Origin of the sequence: Pseudomonas sp. IT-347P (assembly GCF_949768005.1) — a bacterium.
Classification (GTDB): domain Bacteria; phylum Pseudomonadota; class Gammaproteobacteria; order Pseudomonadales; family Pseudomonadaceae; genus Aquipseudomonas.
Window position 1 is genome coordinate 972,869 of record NZ_CATKPQ010000011.1, and the last position, 19,784, is coordinate 992,652.

The following is a 19,784-nucleotide window of genomic DNA, read 5'->3' on the forward strand; positions in this document are numbered from 1 at the left end:
TGAACTGAACTCATGCTTGTGTTAAGTGTTGGATAAAGAGATTGACCGGGACATCCCCCAGCGCGTCGCTGATATTCAGCTCCCTGTTTTTTGTGACTGCGCGGCTTGAAAAAAGTCCCTTCAGGTTTGTCTCAGAGGCGGCGAACGGTAAAACCACTCGCGTGTTGCCCCAGCGCAGCGCATCGACCTGAGGTACAGCACTGTTTTCCAGCAGGGGCGCGCAACGGACCGGCACAATCACGATGGCCTGCTTGCCCTCGTGCTCACGGGCAAACGCAAGCACGTTGTGCGCCTGACTGCCGAGCACTTCCAGGGCCTGGTAGCTGCCACGGCGGAACAGCTCGGCGTGCTCGACGCGCAGGTTCAGCACTTCGGCGATCAAGGCTTGCTTGATGCGCCCGTCACGCCAGTTCGCCAGCAATTCCACAGGGGGCAATGGCTCCTGCAAGGCCTGTTCGCGAGCGGCGTAATCCACCGGCCGGCGATTGTCCGGATCGACCAGGCTGAAGTCCCAGAACTCATTGCCCTGATACAGATCCGGCACCCCCGGCACGGTCATGCGCAGCAAGGTTTGCGCCAAGCCATTGAGCGCGCCGGCGGCGGCGATGCTGTTGACAGTCTTGCTCAGCGCGGCGCGCAGCAGTTCGCCTGCTTCGCCGGTGAGGAGTTTTTCGGTGAACGCCTGCGCGGCGTTTTCGTAGCTTTCGCTGGGTGCGCTCCAACTGCTTTGCAGCTTGGCCTCGCGCAGGGCTTTTTGTTGCCATTGCCAGATACGCTTGGCGTAATCGGCGAACCCGGCGTGATCGTCATCGCGCAGTTGCAGCGGCCAACTGCCGAGCAGCGCTTGATAGAGGATCAGTTCGTCACCGGTCGATGGCATTTGATCGTCGACGCGCACCGGGCGGGCGAGGGCGCGCCACAACTCGATCTGCTCGGCGTACCAATGGCTGCGCTCACTGAGTACGGCCAGGCGCGCGCGGGTATCTTCACCACGTTTGTGATCGTGGGTCGCGGTGGCCAGCAAGTTGTCGGGGAACTCATTGAGCCGTTGCTGATTGACTGCATGGAAGTCGCTGAGCGGGGCGCTGAACTGCTCGGTGTTGTAGCCCACGTCGTTGCGCGACAGCAGCACCGCCGAGCGATACAGCGCGGTGTCTTCCACGGCTTTGGCCGCTGCCGGGGAGGTCAGTTGCTGAAAGCGCACGCAGGCATGCTTGAGGATCTTGCGCGAGCGGCCGCGCGGTTTATGCCGCCACGGCGAGCCGCCAAGCCAGGCGGCGACACAGTCGAGCACCGGCCAATCGCCCTCGCTGAGGCTCTGCCGGGCGCCGTCCATGGCGTGCTGGAAGAACTTTTCATCCTGCGCGGAGCGGCCCATCGCGCTGATATAAGTGCGATACACCGGGAAGTGCACGATCAGCGCCTGCAACACGCGGCGGATCGCGCCGAGGGTCAGGTCGCGGGTCATCAGGTCATCGCGGGCGACTTGCAGCAGGGCCTGGGCGACGCTTTCGCAATCACTGGCCAGCGAGCCGTTGAGGATCTGCTGACGCGCCAGTTGCGCTTCCTCGATGAACGCGGCCGGGCGTTCGGTGCGCCGTTGCCAGAGGTCACCGAGCACGTGTTCGCCGTCCGGGTCGTGTTGCAGCAGCGACAACTGGTTCATGAATTCATAACCGGTGGTGCCGTCCACCGCCCAGTCGCGGTGCAGGGTTTCGCCGGCGCCGAAGATCTTCTCGACGTAGATCGGCAAATGCCTGCCCGGTGCCAGCAGATCAACCCGGCGCCGCAGTTTGCGGCAGTAGCCGCGCGGGTCGGCGAGGCCGTCGATGTGGTCGATGCGCAAGCCGTCGATCAGCCCTTCGGCAATCAACTGGAAGATTTTGCCGTGGGTGGCTTCGAACACTGCCGGGCGCTCGACCCGTAGCCCACCGAGTTCGTTGATGTCGAAAAAACGTCGCCAGTTGATGTCGTCCGCTGCCGTGCGCCAACTCGCGAGGCGATAGCTCTGACGCTCCAGCAACTGATGCAGCTTGTGGAAGCCTTCTTCCGTGGTCGAATCGTAGTGCTGCAGGTTGTTCCGGATCGCTTCGAGAATCTGCGGATCACTCGCCAATTGCCGCAGTTCTTGTTTCAGCGGCATCGCCAAGGAATGGGCATCGGTCTGATAACTGAGGGCGCTGAAACGATCGGCGAGCGGCTTGAGCGCTTCCTCGGACTTCAGCAGCTCACCGTAATCATTCGGGCAGATCGGGAAGTGGTGGTCGTAATGCGCGACATGGAAGCCGCCGGTCTGCGCATTGAAATGCAGCTTCAGCGTGCCTTCCTGCAAGGCCACTCCGTAATCGCTGCCGAGAAACGGCAGGAGCAACTGGCCTTCCATCAGCGGGTCCGGCGAGTGCCACTGAATGTCGAAGAACTCGCCATAAGGGCTGAGTCGGCCCCATTCCAGCAGATCCAGCCACCACGGATTGTCGCTGCCACCGACCGCCATATGGTTGGAGACAATGTCGAGGATCAACCCCATGTTGTGTTCGCGCAGGGTGCTGACCAGGCGCCGTAACGCCGCTTCGCCGCCAAGTTCCGGGTTGACCTGAGTCGGGTCGACCACGTCGTAGCCGTGCATGGAGCCGGCTCGCGCCGCAAGCAACGGCGAGGCGTAGATGTGGCTGATACCGAGCCGGGCAAAATACGGCACCAATGGCACAGCGTGTTCGAGGGTAAAACCTTTATGAAACTGCAGGCGCAATGTCGCGCGCAGAGGTTGGATGAGCGTCTGGTTCATTGGTCACGCTCGGCTGCCTGCAGACGCGCGCACGCGAGCAATTCCAGACGTCGCGCCGCGTCCGCGCCATCGAGCAGCGCCTCACTGGTACCGGGCAAGCGCCGTGACCAGTTCGGATGGGTGTCGACGGTGCCGGGCAGATTGGCCTGTTCGTTTATGCCCAGGGCATCCTCCAGCGGCAACAGCACCAACGGTGCACGGGTGTGGCCGAGGAAACGCACAGCGGCATCGACCACCTGATCGGCCTCGTGGGATTCCTCGCGGAAGTTTTGCGGGTCCTGGCTCAAAGCGCTGCGCAAGCCTTCGCGCTCACGCTGACGGTGATGGCGCCATTCGATTTCGCCGTTGGCATCGACAAAGCCCAAGCGGGCATTCCAGTCGATATCGCGGCCATGCCACCAACCGTTGAGCGTCGGCAGATCGTGGGTGCTGGTGGTCGCCAATGCGTTGTCCGGCCAGTCGAGAATCGGCTTGAAAAAGGTGTTGTCCTGCTCGAACAGCAGCACGCGCATCCCAAGCATGGAACGGGCGATAAGCTTTTCCCGCAAGCCATCGGGCACGGTGCCGAGGTCTTCACCGAGGACAATGGCCTGGTGGCGGTGGGACTCAAGGGTCAGCAGGCGCAGCAAGTCATCGACCGGGTAATACAGGTACGCGCCATCGGCCGGGGCGGCGCCGTTGGGGATCACCCACAAGCGTTGCAGGCCCATGACATGGTCGATGCGCAAGCCGCCGGCGTGGGCGAAGTTGGCGCGCAGCATGTCGATGAAGGCGCGGAAGCCATTACGGATGAGACCTTCCGGGGAAAACGCGGAAATGCCCCAACCCTGGCCCGAGCGATTGAGAATGTCCGGCGGCGCGCCAACGGTCAGCGAGGCGAGCAGTTCATCCTGAAAGCTCCACGCCTGACTGCCGGCGCCATCGGCACCCACCGCGAGATCGGCGATCAGGCCGATGCCCATGCCGGCACTGCGTGCGGCGGTTTGCGCACGCTCCAGACAACGATGGATCAGCCATTGGCAAAAGGCAAAGTAGCCGATGCGTTCGGCATATTCCTCGGCGAACGCTTCGAGCGCCGCGCCGCGTGGGTCGTGCCAGTGTTCCGGCCACTGCCGCCAGTCGAGGTTTTCACCACGGGCGGCGCGCATTTCCTGAATTGCTTCGAAACGGCAGTGGTTTTCCAGGGCCTCGCCACCGGCGTGGCGGAAACTGGCGAAGTCCGCGTGCAGTGGATGCTCACCGGCGATGAAACCTTCATACAACGCCTGCAGGAGTTTTTGCTTGGCCTCGGCGGCGCTCGGCCAGTCGATCAGTGTCAGGTCTTCCAGTTGCGCGAACTGCTCGGCCAGGCCGGTCGTGTCGATGGCATCACGCAAGGCGCGTTCCCCAAGAATTGCGCCGGGTGCCGCGTACAGGGGATTGAGGAACAGCCGACTGGACGGCGAATAAGGGCTGTAACGCCCGTTATCGGCGCTGAACATGGCGTGCAGCGGGCTGATCGCCAGCGCATCGGCGCCGCGTTCACCGGCCACGCGGACCAGGTCTTCCAGCGCTTGGGTGTCGCCGAAACCGCCGTCGCCGGGGCGGCGCAGCGAATACAGCTGCGCACTCAGACCCCATGCGCGGGGAATCGGATTATCCACCGCATCGCCGACGCTGAAGCAGCGCTCCGGGGCCACGGCCAGGGTGAAATACTGATCGCCGATATGCACCTGTTGATAGCCGACCGGGATCAGCCCCGGCAATATCGCTTCGGAATCGAGTTTGAGATTCAGCCGCGAGCCATCTTCAAGGTGAACTTCGCACGGCGTTTCAGGGGCGAAATAGCGCCCCAGATCGAGGCCGACGCCAACATCGCTGGTCAGTAGCGGTGGCAAGTGGCGGTCTTGTTGTGCCGCTTGCAGTTCCAACAGGCTGGCGTCGATTTCCTGTGCGGTGCTGGCGGGGTGGCCGAGTCCGATCAGAACATTGCGCAGTACCGCCGGGGCGACTTTTTGCGGGCGGCCGTTGGCGTCGATCCAGTCGACGGCCAGGCCGGCGCGGCTTGCAAGAATTTCCAGTTGCGCATCGCTCATAGGCGCTCTCCATCCAGAGGTTGCAAAGGGGTTGCGGCCGTGAGGCTGACAAGCGCGCAATACGCGGGCAACAAGCCCGAATCCGAGGCGACGGCGGGCGGCTGCTGAAACAGCCACACGGCATCGGTCTGTGCAGGGTTGACCACTGGCGTGTCGCTGAGGTTCAGGTCAATTCGCAGCTCACTGCCATTGCCCAGGCGCCAGCGTGCACTGACCGCGCCTTGGCCGAGCATGTGCGCGCCGAGCGCTTGGGTCCCGGACAGGTTTGGAATGATGTACTGATGGCGCAATTGCAGCAGTTGCCGGTATAGCGCCAGGGTTTGCTGTTGCAACGCAGAGCCGCTGCCGCTCAAGCGTGGTTGCGAGGCGTGGAAGGTCTGCTCGGCATTCGGGTCGGGAATCTGTTCGCGTTTGTGCGGATCGGTGAAGGCGCTGAACGCGGCAAATTCGTTGCGTCGGCCTTCGCGCACCAGCTCCGCCAGCTCGCCGTGGTGGCTGGTGAAAAACAGGAACGGCTGCTCGGCGGCAAACTCATCGCCCATGAACATCAGCGGAATCATCGGTGACAGCAGCAACAGCACGGTTGCCGCATGCACCGCACGCGGGTCGGCGAGTTGATGCAGGCGCTCACCAAAAGCACGATTGCCGATCTGATCATGGTTCTGCAGGAACAGCACAAACGCGGTTGACGGTAGATGTTCGCTCGGTTCACCACGCGGCTCGCCGTGGCGGGTAATGTGGCCCTGGAACACGAAGCCCTGGCTCAGGCAGCGCACCAGTTGCTCGGTCGGTTGCAGGGCGTAATCGGCGTAATAGGCATCGGTTTCGCCGGTCAGCAGCACGTGCAGGGCGTTATGGCCATCGTCGTTCCACTGCGCGTCGTAATCGTTCTCCAAGAGGCTGGACTGGTTCAGTTCATTTTCGACAGTCAGCCAGACATGCCGCGTCGGGTCGATCTGTTGGCGGACACGCTGGGCCAGTTCGGGGAGAAAGTCCGGGCTTTCTATCGCGTGAACCGCGTCCAGGCGCAAGCCGTCAAAACGATATTCCAGTAGCCACATCAGCGCGTTTTCGATGAAGAATTCGCGCACTTCGCTGCGGCGAAAATCGATCGCGGCGCCCCACGGTGTGTGCTTGTCCTCGCGGAAGAAGCCTTTGGCATAGCGGTGCAGGTAGTTGCCGTCGGGGCCGAAGTGGTTGTAGACCACGTCGAGAATCACCGCCAGACCATGGCCATGGGCGCTGTCGATCAAGTGCTTGAGTTGTTCCGGGGTGCCGTAGGAGGCTTGCGGTGCGTAAGGCAGTACACCGTCGTAACCCCAGTTGCGATCCCCGGGAAATTGCGCCAGCGGCATCAGTTCAATCGCAGTTATGCCCAGAGCGACCAGCCGCGCCAGGTGCTGCTCGACTTCGGCAAAGCCGCCGAGCGCACCCACGTGCAGCTCGTAAATCACCGCTTCGCTCCACGGCCGACCGTGCCAGGTGCTGTGTCGCCATTGATAGGCCAACGGATCGACCACCACGCTGTGGCGGTCGAGGTCGCCATCCTGCGCTCTGGAGGCCGGGTCGGGCACCTCCAGTTCGCCGTCGATGTTGTAGCGGTAGCGGGTGCCCGCCGGACAGCGGGCCTTGATCACGAACCAGCCATCTGCCTGAGGCAGCATTGGCAGCGACTGACCGTCTTCTAATTCGACACTCACGTAAAACGCATCCGGCGCCCATAGCGCAAATTGCGTGTGTTCGGCGTCCAGCATGATCGCGCCGTGGGGCCAGGTTTCAGTAGACCGTAACGGCATCGTGGTGAACCTCCCTGGTTATTTGTGGTGAGCTTTACCCAGCGCCTTGGCGACCAGTTGTTCGTAGAGTTCGGCGTACGGTTCAACCGCTTTGCACCAGTTGAACGGCGCGGCCATCGCCCGGCACCGCATGGCGTTGAGCAGTTCGGGGAAGGCGAACACCTTGAACGCGCGGCTCAGGGCTTCCTGATAGCTCTCAGCAGTGGATTCATCGAAGAGGAAACCGGTGACGCCGTTTTCAATGGTGTCGGCCAGACCGCCGGTGTTGCGCGCCACCGGCAGCGAGCCGAAACGCTGGGCGTACATCTGGCTCAAACCGCAAGGCTCATAACGCGAAGGCATCAGCAGGAAATCGCTGCCGGCGAACATGCGTCGGGCGTCGGTTTCATTGAAGCCGATGCGCACACCGATCTGCCCGGGAAAGCGCAGCGCCAGTTCGCGCATGGCTTGTTCTTCTTCCGGCTCGCCGCGACCGATGATTGCGATCTGGCCACCGTTTTGCACGATGTACTCGGACACCGCTATCGTCAGGTCGAGCCCTTTTTGATAAACCAGGCGTGACACCACGGCGAACAGTGGTCCTGTGGAGTCAGTCAGGCCGAACAGTTCGCGCACGTGCGCAGCGTTGACCGCTTTGCCTTCCCAGTCGCCGATGGCAAACGGCGCGAACAGGTGCGGATCGGTAGCGGCGTCCCAACTCTCATCGATGCCGTTGGGGATACCGCTGAGCAAGCCTTGCTGGGTCTTGGCGGCGAGAAAACCGTCGAGGCCGCAGCCGAAATCCGGGGTGGTGATTTCCTGCGCGTACGTGGCGCTGACCGTGGTGATATGGCTCGAATACGCCATGCCGGCCTTGAGGAACGACATCTTGCCGTAGAACTCCATGCCTTCCTGTTGCAGGGCATGGGCGGGAATCCCCAGCTCAGGGCAGGAACCGAGGCTGGTCACGCCTTGATAGGCGAGGTTGTGAATGGTGAACAGGGTCGGCGTGCGCTGCCCGCGCCAGTGCATATAGGCAGGGGCGAGACCGGCCGGCCAGTCATGGGCGTGCACCAGATCCGGGCACCAGTGAATTTGTGCGAGGTTGGCGGCGATGTCCGCGGCGGCCAGGCCCAGACGGGCGAAACGAATATGGTTGTCCGGCCAGTCGCGACCGTTGTTGGCGCCGTAGGGCGAGCCTTCGCGCTCGTAGAGTTCAGGGCAGATCAGCACGTAGATGACCAGACCGTCCGGCATGTCCATGCGCCCGATCTTGCACGGCGGCAGCGCGGCGTGGCCGCCCAGTTCGCCGATGATATGGATCGGATTTTCGCTGTGCATCACCTGCGGGTAACCGGGGATCAGCACGCGCACATCATGCAGATGGGCCATGGCCCGGGGCAGTGCAGCGGAGACGTCACCCAGGCCTCCGGTCTTGACCAGATCGGCGATTTCCGAGGTCACGAATAACACTTTTTTCTTGTTGGGGTTCTGGCTCGCTACTGGAGTCAGCGTTTTGGTGCCGGGGACGTTGATCTGTCGGCTGCCAGGAACACTGATGGTGCTCGATTCACCAACCGCCTGCTGAGCACGCTCTCCCTGAATTTCCAATGCCGCACTGATCATATGAATCTCCCGTCTCGTTGATCTGATTCTTGTCTTGAACAAGCGATGTCCATGGCCAAGTCCTGTGGCCGGGCGCAAACGCGCCACGCATCGGTGAGCAAACGCTACCCAACACGCGCAAGCAGAATGGGTGAAGGGGCCGTTGCAAGGATTGCACCACTCGCTTTAGCCCTGTCTTGCAGATGACCCGCCGCCGCGCGCAAAAGTTTCGACTTTTTTTCGGCAATGTGACTGGTCGGTTTTACCCCGCGAAAATCAGTCTAGGCCAGATCCTAGAGCGGGGCGGGGCAAATGGGTAAATTGTTCGACAATCGGTTGGCAGTCCGTGCAAACCGAGCTTTTGAGGGGTAAACGCACCGACGAAGTGCAGGTTTTTTTGCAAGGGAGGGCCAAAACGGTGACTGATCGGTCACGAATTTGTGCTAGCGGTGAGGGCGGGTGCACTGTTGTGGTGCGGGCAGTTTGTTGATGGGGTGACCGTTATGACGCCATCGCGAGCAGGCTCACTCCTACAGGGAACGCATTCCAAATGTAGGAGTGAGCCTGCCCGCGATAGCGATTTTGGCTTCACCTTAGGCTTCGCATAAATACTCAGTTCAACAGTCGGATTGGATTACCCGATGACCAAGCCTGAATATCCTCGATCATCTGCGAAAAGAATTGTTCATAGTTCTGCCGGCTGACATACCCCACATGCGGCGTGGCCAGGACATTGTCCAGTGTGCGAAACGGGTGCAATGCCGGCAGCGGCTCCTGCTCGAAAACATCCAGCGCCGCCCCGGCGATCTGCTGTTTCTGCAAGGCCTTGATCAGCGCCGCTTCATCGACAATCGGCCCGCGCGCCGTGTTGACCAGCAGCGCTGTCGGTTTCATCCAGCCCAAAGCCTGCGCATCGACCAGCCCGCGACTGCGTTCGCTGAGCACCAGATGCACCGACAACACGTCCGCCTGCTCGAACAACTCCTGTTTGCTGACGTGCGTGACGCCGACCTGTTCAGCCCGTTCGGCGGTGAGGTTTTCGCTCCAGGCAATCACCCGCATGCCGAACACCTGACCAAACTGCGCTACTTTTTGGCCGATGCTGCCCAGACCGAGAATTCCCAGAGTCTTGCCGTGCAGATCGCCGCCCAGCCCTTGTTGCCAATGACCGGCGCGAAGGGCATTGGCCTCATTCAGCAGATTGCGCGTAGCCGCCATGATCAGCGCCCAGGTCAACTCCGGCGCGGCATGCTTGTAACTGTCAGTGCCGCAGACCCTGATGCCGAGCCTGGCGGCTGCCTGCATATCCAGCGCCGCGTTGCGCATGCCGCCGGTGACCAGCAACTTCAGATTGGGTAAACGCTTGAGCAGGTCCTCATCGAACCGCGTGCGCTCGCGCATCACGCATATCACCTGGTAGCGGCCCAGGCGCGCGGCCAGTGTGGCGTTGTCCGCCGGGTAATCATGTTCGAACGTCACTTCACCGAGGCTATCGAGCACTGACCAGTCGACCACGTCGCGGGCCACGGCCTGCCAGTCATCGATCACTGCAATCTGCACCGCCATCAGCCTTACCTCATCAACGAACGGGATTGGTTGTGTTCAGCCAGTCGAGCAAGGCCTTGTGAAACTGTGCCGGCTCTTCCATTTGCGGTGCGTGACCCATGCCGGGAAACTCCACCAGCGTCGACTGCGGGATCAGCTTGGCCACTTGTTTGCCCAGCACGTCGTAATGGCCGATTTTCGCTTTCACCTCAGGAGGGGCAAGGTCCTTGCCGATGGCCGTGGTGTCGGACGTGCCGATCAGCAGCAGGGTCGGCATCTTCAGGTCCTTGAACTCGTAATAGACCGGCTGGGTGAAAATCATGTCGTAGATCAGCGCCGAGTTCCACGCGACCTGGGTTTTGCCCGGGCCTTTGCTCAACCCGGCGAGCATGTCGACCCAACGGTCGAATTCCGGTTTCCAGCGGCCGTCGTAGTAAGTCGTTCGTTCATACTCGCGAATGCCTTGGGCGCTGACCTTCAGCTCGCGCTGATACCACTGATCGACAGTGCGATAGGGCACGCCGAGGGCTTTCCAGTCTTCCAGGCCGATCGGGTTGACCAGCGCCAGTTGCTCGACCTGCTCAGGGAACAGCAAGGCATAACGGGTGGCGAGCATGCCGCCGGTGGAATGACCGAGCAGGGTGGCTTTTTGAATGCCCAGCGCTTTGAGCAACTGCTGGGTGTTGGTCGCCAGTTGCTGGAAGCTGTATTGATAGTGGTCGGGTTTGCTGGAGGTGCAGAAGCCGATCTGGTCCGGCGCGATCACCCGGTAACCGGATTCGCTCAAGGCCTTGATCGAACTGTCCCAGGTCGCCGCGCAAAAATTCTTGCCGTGCATCAGCACCACGGTGCGGCCATTGGCCTTGCCGTGTGCGGCGACGTCCATGTAACCCATCTGCAAGGATTTACCCTGGGATTGAAAGGCAAAGTGTTTCAGGGTGTAGGGGTATTCGAAGCCTTGCAGTTCCGGGCCATAGGCCGGGCCTTCCGGCGCGGCTTCGCTTGGCGTGGCAGCCTGCGCCGACAGGGGCAGGGCGGCGCAGAGGAACAGGCCGGGGAGCCAACGGGAAAACTTCACAGACATAAGGTCAAACTCCGTTAGAAATCGGCCGATGCTGGAACGACTGGATTACGCCGACGTTAAACACAGGCAATGCCCGCGCCCGATCGTTCAACCCAGCCAGCCCAGGGTCAGCATGGCCAGCACGCCATAACGCGCACCTTTGGCCAGAGTGACGATCAACAAAAACCGCCCGAGCGGTTCGCGCATGACGCCAGCAATCAGTGTCAGGGGGTCGCCAATGATCGGCAACCAACTCAGCAGCAACGACCAATGACCGTAGCGCTCATAGTGTTTGCGCGCCCTGGCCATGTGCGCGGCGCTCACCGGGAACCAGCGTCGATCCTGAAAACGCTCGATGCCGCGGCCCAGCCACCAGTTCACCAGCGAGCCAAGTACGTTGCCCAGCGTTGCCACCGCGAGCAGGCCCAAGAGCCAGTAACGCTCGCTGACGATCAGACCGACCAGCAAGGCCTCGGATTGCAGCGGCAACAACGTCGCCGCGCCGAATGCGGCGAGGAACAGCCCGCCGTAAGCCGCGATGATCAATGCGCCGGGTAATCCGCCACGACGACGTCAGCGCCATCCTTTTTCAGTCCGATGACCTGATATGCATCGCTCATGCCGTCCATTTCCATGCCCGGCGAACCCATCGGCATGCCCGGCGCAGCGACGCCGAGCAGATCGTCACGCTTGCTCAGGGCCAGCACCTGTTCCGCTGGCACATGGCCTTCGACGAATTTGCCGTTGATGATCGCGGTGTGGCACGAGGCCAGAAGCGGCGGCACGCCATGTTGTTGTTTGAAGCTGCTCATGTCGTTTTCGACGTGGTCTTCGACTTTGAAGCCGTTGGCTTCGAGGTGGCTGATCCATTTTTTGCAGCATCCGCAATTGGCGTCGCGGTGCACTTCGATCGGGATCAGCTCGCCGGCCTGGGCCAGGGAGGAGATGAACAGGGCGCTCAGGGCGGCCAGACGCAGGTGAGTTCGCATAACGGATTCTCGGCTCGGGTGACGATCGGAAAGCACGCATTTTGACCGGTTTTTTCCGCCGGGCATCAACGCAATGTTTCCAGTTGTTGCAATGCGTGCGGGCAGGATGATCGTAGATCAAGGCTGACAGGTTGCTGAGCGCGAGATGACAAGGTTGTCAGGTGGCTACATCTGGCGATGGTGTGGCCCTGTGGGAGCGAGCTTGCTCGCGAAGGCGGTCATTCAGACACTGAAGCAGCGACTGGCAGATTGCTTTCGCGAGCAAGCTCGCTCCCACAAGGTTTCCAGGGTGGACAGAAGATCTTGTGGGAAGCAGGGATCAACGCACCTTGAAACGCCCCATGATCGCGCTCACCCGGCTGTTGGCCTCGAGCAACTGGTGGGTGTTGAGTTCGCTGGCTTTGCCACTCTGGACCAACTCATCCACCATGTGGCGGATCTGCACCATGCTGCGGTTGATCTCTTCGGTCACCGCGCTTTGCTGCTCGGCGGCGGTGGCGATCTGCGTGCTGAGGCTGTTGATGTGGCTGACCGAACCGGCCATTTCATCCAGCCCGGAGTTGACCCGTGCGGTGGCGTCGGCGGCGGACTGGCAGCTGGCCTGGGTGTTTTCCATGGCGCTGACCGACGAACTCACGCCCTGCGTCAGACGCGTCAACATCTCGTTGATTTCCGAGGTGCTGGCCTGGGTGCGTGCGGCGAGGGCGCGGACCTCATCGGCAACCACGGCGAAACCCCGGCCTTGCTCACCGGCGCGTGCCGCTTCGATGGCGGCGTTGAGCGCCAACAGGTTGGTCTGCCCGGCAATCGCGCCGATCACGCCAAGGATCTCGGTGATGCGCTGGGCGTCCTGCTGCATGTTCTCGACTTTGTGCGTCGCGCTGGCCACTTCGTCGATCAGCGCCACGACACTGTTGGTCGCTTCGCCCACCACCACGCGGGAACGGTCGGCGTTTTCGTTGGCGCGCTGGGTGAAGGCGGCGGTTTCAGCGGCATTCTGCGCAACGCTTTCTGCCGTCGAACTCATCTCGGTAATGGCCGTCACGGTCTGATCGGTTTCCGAGGCGTGACGCAGCAGGATCTGGCTGGTGTGCGCCGAGGTGCGTTGCAGGTTGTCGAGGCTGGACGCCATGGCACCGGTGGCCTGGGTGACTTCGCCGATCATGTTCTGCAGATAGGCAATAAAGGTGTTGACCGAATGGCCGATGGCGCCGAGTTCATCTTCGGCGCGAATGGTGATGCGCCGGGTCAGGTCGGCATCGCCACTGGACAGCAAGTCGATGTTGGCTTTCAACGCTTTCATGCGTTGCACCAACTGGCGAATCGCGTAGACCTGCAACAGCACCAACAGGATCACCAGCGGAATCTGCAACAGGCTCAGGGTGCTGAGGACGTCATCACGCTGAGCGGTGAGCATTTTCGTCGGCAGGGCGGTGGCGAGGAACCATGGCGTACCTTCAATCGGGCGCATGAAGAAGGTGCTGGCTTCGCCGTTGTTGTCGAATTCGATGCGCTGCGCCTGATCGCGGTTCTGCAACCCGGTTTTGACCTGGCTGACGAAGGTCGACGTGCCGGCCAGTTCGCTGATGTTTTTCAGCACGATCGGGCCGCTGATGCGCGAGCTGTTACTGATGACCTTGCCGTCGGCTTCAACGATGAGCATCTCGGCGTTGAGGTCTTTTTCCTTGCGCGCCACCAGATCATTGAAAAAACCGAGGGTGACGTCGATGGTCGCCACGCCCCAGGCGCTGCCGTTTTTCTGAATGGCCATGGCGCAGTTGGTGCGCGGCTCGGCGCTGGCGTCATCTTTATACGCCGCCGCCCAGGCGCATTGGCCACGCGGTGTGGCCATGCCGCCCTTGTACCAGCTCTGGTCGTAGTAGTTGGGTGCCGCGTCGCTGTTCCAGAACGTGTTCACGGCCAGTTTGCCCGACGCGTCGCGGTGCCAGAACGTACTGAATTTGTTGCGCCCGGCCTCACGCTGCCCGGGCAGTGGCCAGATCCCGCCGCCGAAGACTTTCAACTCGCCGTACTGATCGACCAGACCTGGCAGCACGCTGTCGATGGCAGCGCTGTCGAGCAACGGGATGGTCTGGGTGATGCTGCGTTGTTGCGCCTGCACTTTGTTCAGCTCGCCCTGAATCTGCTCCGCCACTTCGGCGATGCGGTTGAGGACCACCTGTTCTTCGGTATGACGCAGCTTGGGGGCGACCAGTTGGCTGATGCCGACCACGGTCAACACCGACAGGAGCAGGATGAACAGAACCAGAAACAGCGTGTAGCGAGCCTGAATAGTGCGGAAAGCGGGCATGGAGACCGGTCCTTGAGCAGCGTTTCTTATTGGGGGGCGGGGTAAAACTTTGCGGGTATCAACAGCGTATCGTCGTCGCGGCGGGAAGCTTTAGGTACTCACGTCCTGAAACATGCAGGCAGCGATGACCGGTCGGTATCAGGCTCGATACACACTCACTGATCAGCGCAGGCGAGTGCGTGAAAAAGCGATTTTCTTTTCATTGCCATGACAGTGCCGGGTCAGGGTTTGCGGGGCGTTGAGCTTTTGTATCGAGAATGTACGAGAATTGTAAAAAAGTGCAGAAAGAGGTTGGTGCCATCAGTTCGCCCGCCGATACTCGCGCCCATTATTGGTGCTCATCACGGATATTTTCATGGTCATTTCACAGGGAGTCTTCTCATGACGATCGGTATTGTCGGCGGCTGGGAGAGTAAAGCCGGGGTTCTGGTTCGTAACACTGGCGCGAAAAAACAAGTGGCCCAGAGTGTCAAAGTGCAGCAAATGCTCACTCTGGTCGGCACCAATCCTACCGCGCTGAATACTGCCGAGATGGACAAGCAGGGTTTGCGCAAAGCGATCAAGGGTTTTGATCCTGCGAACGTTTCCGTCAAACAACTGGGAAATCTGAGCGAGCTGCTGCGCAGCCGTGGGCTGATCTCCGAGATCACATCCTTAACGTTGAAGAATGCCGGGGACAAGTTCGACCGTTTTGGCGTGGTCAAGGATATCGATGCCAAATTCAACGCCCTGGAGTATTTCGCTACCCAACTGGATTCCATCCAGAACAATGGCCTCAATGGCAATGCTTACGGCAAGAGCCTGATTCCCGAATTCAAGAAAGCGATTTATGTCCTGCAGAACCTGAAGACTTACGGTGACGGCAACGCCCCGAAACCGGTCGATGAAGGTGTCAAAGCCAAGGCTTGAGACTGATGGTTGTAGCCCGCTCAACGCATGAGCGGGCTGGTCGATGTGCCGGCTCTCGCTCAAGCCGGCAGCGGTGCCTTGCCGGCGCACGCGGTTAGTTGCTGTTGCGCCCGATCATGCAGTCGCTGGATGTGCGGGCAACACAGGTCCAGCGAACGCGAGCAATAGCCCCGGTGAAACAGCGCCAGCCATCCCGCGCAATGATCATTTGGCGCGATCCCGGTAAAGCTGAAGCCTATCGCTGACAGACTTTCCACAGCACTGGCGAAGCCTGTTGCCAGCCTGAGCCTGATCGAGATCATCCAGTGCCCGGGCAGTCTGCGCAGTTGTTTAAGCAAACGGCTATCGAGTTGTTTCAGTATTACGTCATAACGCCCGGAACATTGTTCGACATGCATCGGTGGACCCACCCAGGGCGCGTCCTTTTCTTGCGTCCCGTATACGCCACACAAATGCTCCATGAAATCGCGACAGCTGTCTGGCCATGGCAACGCCGGGAGCGGACGTCGGTACCCGTCGATAGGGGTGTAGCCGATGACGATGGACTCCGGCAGGGGTTCGCCAAAAGGTGAGGGTACATAGTCGAGCAGCAACCCGCTGCTGCAAAAACCGAGTCTGTCAGCCATGCGCTGTGTGTAGGCGTGCTGTGTCACCTGTTTGATGATCACGCCATGGCAACCCAGCGCTTGCGCGTGGATCAACAGCCGCGTGCCCAACTGCGTGGCGATGTTCTGCCCGCGTGTCGAAGGGTGCACCACGCTCAATGCCAGTTCGGCCGTGTGCGATCCGGCGCTTCTGCATAGCGTGGCGTGGCCGAGGATTTTTTTGCCGGATTCCGCCACCAGGGAATGCCAGCTGCCATCGCCATGGTTCTGGTTGATCATCAACGGCAAATACACGTGCGGCTGCACATAGTGGTCACCGTAGATTTCCCGAAACAGGCGACTGACCGCCCCGGCGTCGGTGCGGCGATAGCTGCGCAGCGTCACGTCGTCCATGGGCGTTGCTCCGGACGTGGGGTGTCGTAAGTGCGCAGGTCGACGATTCGTTGGCGTTTGCCGGAGCGTGGATGGCGAACGAGTTCACCGTGGGCGCATTGCGCGAGCTGCAATTCAAGTTGGCCATCATCGCTCAGTTGCGCGATCAGCGGATACTGCTCGATCAAGCCATTTTGCAAGCGTGTGTCGAGCTCAGCGGTTGCGTGCTTTTGCGTCCCGGACACCCACTTCAGACACAAGATATCGATGCTCGCCGCTTGGCTGATGATCAGCTGCCAGTCGTCGCTGGCGGTTGCGCGCTGGACAATTCTGTCGATGTCGTCGATCAGCAGGGTCAGGCTGCTCACTCGCACACGCTGACTGCTCGCACTACGTCCCAGCAAGGCGAACTTGCGCATCGGTGCCGTGGCCGGTTCCCGCCAGCAGGCAAGGTCACCCACCGGGTAGCGAATCAACGGCATGAGCCGGCGGGTGAGGTTGGTGACCAACAACCGGCCGGGGCGGTCGCATTCTTCAATCACTTCGCCGGTGTGTTCGTCGATGATTTCCAGCACGCTGTGGCCGGCCAGCATGCGGTGTTCGCCCAAGGCGCAATCGCGGCTCGTGGCGCCGATGAACCCGGCGTCGACACTGGCGTAACCGATGGAGGCGACCCGGGCGTTGGGGAACACCCGGTGCAATATCTGCAGTTGCGCGGGGAACAGGCTTTCGCCGCCGTAGAGCACGGTTTCAACCTCGACCAGGGTTTGCCCCTGGCGCTCCAGTACGGCGGCAAACGTCAGTAACTGCGCGGGTATGCCAGCCAGCACATTGATTCTGTACAAGCGGATAGAGTCGCTAAGGACCACGGGGTCGACGTCGCCGGTAAAAGGGTATTCGGTGACGCCAGCAGGTTCTTGCGCCAATGCATCGTGGATGAAGACGAAACTGGCGTACAGATCGCCGACAAAAAACAGGTTGGCCACCCGGTCTCCCGGGTTGAGTTGGCTACCGAGATGCTGACCGAAGTCGCGCACCAGTGTCTGCCACTCTTCGCGGGTAAACACCGAAAGTTTGCCAGCGCTGGTTGTTCCACCGGTCTTGAACACCAGTGCGCGCTCAACCGTTGAAGTCAGTACCGGCCAGTGCTCGAAGTTTTCGCTGTGCGCCCAGTATTGTTGTGCATCGATCACCGGAAGTTCATCCAGTGTGTTTATCTGATGCGAAACGTTTTGCAAATGTCTGGCGTAATAGTTTGATTGTTCGCGGGCAAAGGCGAGCAACTTGTTCAGTTCCAGTGTTGTAGTCATGGTGCTCTCTTTTAATTGTTCTGCTAGTGCGTGAAGTTTGCTTTCAACGGCGTGCATCGATCACTGGCGGTATCTTTCCGCTGTGTCTGTTTCTGTCGAACTGTTGCGGATCGCAAGTTTGCGCGTGCACGGTGAGGAGGCCGGTGCGCACGAGGGTCGCCAGCGTCGAGTAGCTTTCGAGTCGGCCGAGAATCTCAGCGGGTTCGCCGGGGCTGCGAATCAACAGGCGTTCCAGGCCGTCAGGCGCGTGATCGAGGTACAACTGAAACGGCGCCTGCAGGTGGCGGGCGAGTTCCTTCTGGCAAATGAAATCGCTGCCGATACGCAGCAGTCTGCCGTGCCGTTGCAGCAGCTCGAAGCGTGGCGAACTCAGTCCGCACGGGCACGCGCCGGGCAGCCAGCGTCCGGTGTCGCCGACTTCATAGCGCTGCACCTGCTGGCCTTCGCGGGCTTTTGAGGTGAACAGCAAGCGCCCGACCTCACCATCGCTGACGGGGACGTCCTCTGCCAATGCAACGATTTCCAGGTGTTGAATCGTGTCCATCAGATGAAACACGCCGTCGCCAGTGGCGGCGCAGGCATGTCCGAACGGCCCCGCATCGACGCTGCCGTAGACCGCTGAGCGGATGCTGGCGACGCCACAGCGATGTAACAAGTCGCGGCACTGATCGCTGATGTGCTCACCGCCAAGGAAGACTTTTTCAATGGCGCCATAACGGCTCAGACGCTCGTGTTCGTTGAGGAATAACCGATGCAAAGTGCTGGGCATGCCGATCAGCACAGTCACCCGCTGTTCGATGATCACCTGGGCAATATCGCGGTAGTCATCATCGGCGGGTGCTCCCATGGGCAGGTGGGTGGCATCGAGCATTTCCAGGACTTTGGCAAAGCTGAAGAAGCCGCCGTACAGGCCGCCACTGAAGAACAGGTTCATCACCTTGTCGCGGCTCGGATCGAGCCCTGCCGCGAACAGGCCGTCGGCCGCTGCGCGCATTTGCCGTTGGAAATCGCGGTAACTGAACCCCGACAGCGCCGGTGTGCCGCTGCTGCCGCCGGAGCGGAAAAACAGCTGCGCCGCCGCTGTCGTCGGCCGCGCGATAAACGCCGCTTTGTCGGTAATCGGCAGGCCCGCCAGTACCAGCGGGCAAGGTCGCTGATCGAGGGTCATGTGGGCGGGCAACTGCGTTGGCGCGACGCTGACCGACACTCGCCGGCTCAAGCGTTGCAGCGCATAAACGCCGTCGTGAGGCTCGCCGTCGTAGCCGTCATGGATCGCGCTGATCGGCGTGATTCGGCTGACGCCCGCGGCAATCAGCGTGCGTGACAACTCACTGATCTGCGCCTCAGCGCAGACCAGCGCACAGCTCTGCAAAACGTTGCGCCAAGGCAGCAGGGTCTGCGTCAGACGTGCACGTGGCAGCGGTTTGAGCAACAACGTGCGAAACAGCGGCGAGGGGACGAGCGACGCGTCATGGCTCCAGATCACCCGCCAGCCAGTGGCACTCCAGACCTGCCCGGTCGTGGCGGAAAAGCTCTGGCCCAGACGCGCCATCATCGCGTGAGTAGTGATTTCGCTCGCTTCCTGGACCGTTGGGGCCAACGCTGGCCATTGCCCTGCGCGGCGCTCGAAGGCCTTGGCCAGGGCGCCGCCGATGTCTTGAAGAATGGCCGGCTCGTCACTGTCGACCAACAACCATTGGGGGCTGGAGCATGCCTGTTGATCCAGTCGGCAGACTTCATCGACGATAGCGTCCAGTGCCGACGGCGAGGCAGCCTCCGGCGTCAGGTAGGCAAAACTGATGCGGTGCCCCCAGTCGATCCAGCGACAACCCGGCGGCAACTGTTGGCGGATGGCTTGCAGCGCCGCTTCGCCGCCCCACGCCGATACGCCATTGGCCATGTTGCACAAGCGGCCGATCTGCGCGGTCGCCACTGGAAGCACTGCAACGTAATGGCGCAATTGACCGCTGGGGTCGCATTGCACCAATGCGTGCAGCAGGCGCGCCGTCAGGCCTTGGTCACTGCGGCTGGGGCGCAGCCAGTTGAGGTTGCCGGCCAACAGGCTTTCGAGCATGGCGCAGCAGGCCAGCAGCGGCGCGTTGGCCGGTGTCACGTGCACGACCAGGCCCAAGGGGCTCCAGCGCTCAAAGCGCGCTTGCCGGTAATCGATTCTGCGCAGCGATTGAGGCTGATCGCCGAGTTCGCGTTCAAGCTTGGTTTGCAGCGCGTGCGGCTGGCAGAAATCAATCAACGCCTGGCGTTGTTCGTCATCCAGCGGCAGCTCGACACTGTGCAGTTGCCGTGCGAACTGAGCGGCGGCCGTTAGTACGGTGGCGCTGTCCAACGGTATGCCCAAGTGTTGTGGCAAGGTCTGGTGCAGTTGCGCCAGTGCCTGGTCGAGGTCGACGTCAGCGTGCAGTTCTCCGTTGATCAGGTACAT

12 protein-coding genes and 2 pseudogenes are annotated in these 19,784 nt (G+C 61.2%); 1 reads left to right on the top strand and 13 read right to left on the bottom strand.

Features of this window, described 5'->3' with window-relative positions; genetic code table 11:
* Positions 1-10: 10 nt before the first annotated feature.
* From ACM6IV_RS08315 to ACM6IV_RS08360, 10 genes and pseudogenes are all read right to left on the bottom strand, one after another.
* Positions 11-2,785, bottom strand: a complete 2,775-nt coding sequence (locus tag ACM6IV_RS08315; RefSeq protein WP_414869536.1) for a malto-oligosyltrehalose synthase — start codon at positions 2,783-2,785, stop codon at positions 11-13.
* A complete protein-coding gene (gene malQ, locus ACM6IV_RS08320; protein ID WP_414869537.1) occupies positions 2,782-4,860 on the bottom strand; it encodes a 4-alpha-glucanotransferase in 2,079 nt (692 codons plus the stop codon). The genes ACM6IV_RS08315 and malQ overlap by 4 nt, the downstream gene beginning before the upstream one ends.
* Positions 4,857-6,656 (bottom strand): malto-oligosyltrehalose trehalohydrolase, encoded by a 1,800-nt coding sequence (gene treZ / locus ACM6IV_RS08325; protein WP_414869538.1) that lies wholly within the window; start codon positions 6,654-6,656, stop codon positions 4,857-4,859. The genes malQ and treZ overlap by 4 nt, the downstream gene beginning before the upstream one ends.
* Before the next feature lie 18 nt (positions 6,657-6,674).
* On the bottom strand, positions 6,675-8,261 hold the full coding sequence (gene glgA, locus ACM6IV_RS08330; protein ID WP_414869539.1) for a glycogen synthase GlgA: 1,587 nt from the start codon (positions 8,259-8,261) through the stop codon (positions 6,675-6,677).
* A 591-nt stretch (positions 8,262-8,852) separates the two neighbouring features.
* The gene (locus ACM6IV_RS08335; protein ID WP_414869540.1) at positions 8,853-9,806 is read right to left on the bottom strand and encodes a D-2-hydroxyacid dehydrogenase family protein; all 954 of its coding nucleotides are present in this window, start codon (positions 9,804-9,806) and stop codon (positions 8,853-8,855) included.
* 13 nt (positions 9,807-9,819) lie between these two features.
* A complete protein-coding gene (locus ACM6IV_RS08340) occupies positions 9,820-10,869 on the bottom strand; it encodes an alpha/beta fold hydrolase (protein ID WP_414869541.1) in 1,050 nt (349 codons plus the stop codon).
* A gap of 87 nt (positions 10,870-10,956) precedes the next feature.
* Complete coding sequence (locus tag ACM6IV_RS08345; RefSeq protein WP_414869615.1) at positions 10,957-11,391, bottom strand: YqaA family protein; 435 nt, start codon at positions 11,389-11,391, stop codon at positions 10,957-10,959.
* Positions 11,391-11,837, bottom strand: coding sequence for a DUF411 domain-containing protein (locus tag ACM6IV_RS08350; RefSeq protein WP_414869542.1), 447 nt, complete (start codon positions 11,835-11,837; stop codon positions 11,391-11,393). Before ACM6IV_RS08350 ends, ACM6IV_RS08345 begins: the two co-directional genes overlap by 1 nt.
* A gap of 319 nt (positions 11,838-12,156) precedes the next feature.
* Positions 12,157-12,684 (bottom strand): annotated as a pseudogene (locus ACM6IV_RS08355) (methyl-accepting chemotaxis protein); the annotation flags it as partial.
* 333 nt (positions 12,685-13,017) lie between these two features.
* Positions 13,018-14,148 (bottom strand): annotated as a pseudogene (locus tag ACM6IV_RS08360) (cache domain-containing protein); the annotation flags it as partial.
* A 381-nt stretch (positions 14,149-14,529) separates the two neighbouring features.
* Between ACM6IV_RS08360 and ACM6IV_RS08365 the strand changes: the two are divergent.
* Complete coding sequence (locus ACM6IV_RS08365; protein WP_414869543.1) at positions 14,530-15,057, top strand: hypothetical protein; 528 nt, start codon at positions 14,530-14,532, stop codon at positions 15,055-15,057.
* Between the two features lie 59 nt (positions 15,058-15,116).
* On the opposite strand, the gene ACM6IV_RS08370 is transcribed toward ACM6IV_RS08365, so the two are convergent.
* The 3 genes from ACM6IV_RS08370 to ACM6IV_RS08380 are packed head-to-tail and all read right to left on the bottom strand — an operon-like array spanning position 15,117 to position 19,784.
* Positions 15,117-16,055, bottom strand: coding sequence for a GNAT family N-acetyltransferase (locus tag ACM6IV_RS08370; protein ID WP_414869544.1), 939 nt, complete (start codon positions 16,053-16,055; stop codon positions 15,117-15,119).
* Positions 16,043-17,401, bottom strand: coding sequence for a phenylacetate--CoA ligase family protein (locus tag ACM6IV_RS08375; protein WP_414869545.1), 1,359 nt, complete (start codon positions 17,399-17,401; stop codon positions 16,043-16,045). Before ACM6IV_RS08375 ends, ACM6IV_RS08370 begins: the two co-directional genes overlap by 13 nt.
* Positions 17,388-19,784, bottom strand: a complete 2,397-nt coding sequence (locus ACM6IV_RS08380) for an acyl-CoA reductase (RefSeq protein ID WP_414869546.1) — start codon at positions 19,782-19,784, stop codon at positions 17,388-17,390. The genes ACM6IV_RS08375 and ACM6IV_RS08380 overlap by 14 nt, the downstream gene beginning before the upstream one ends.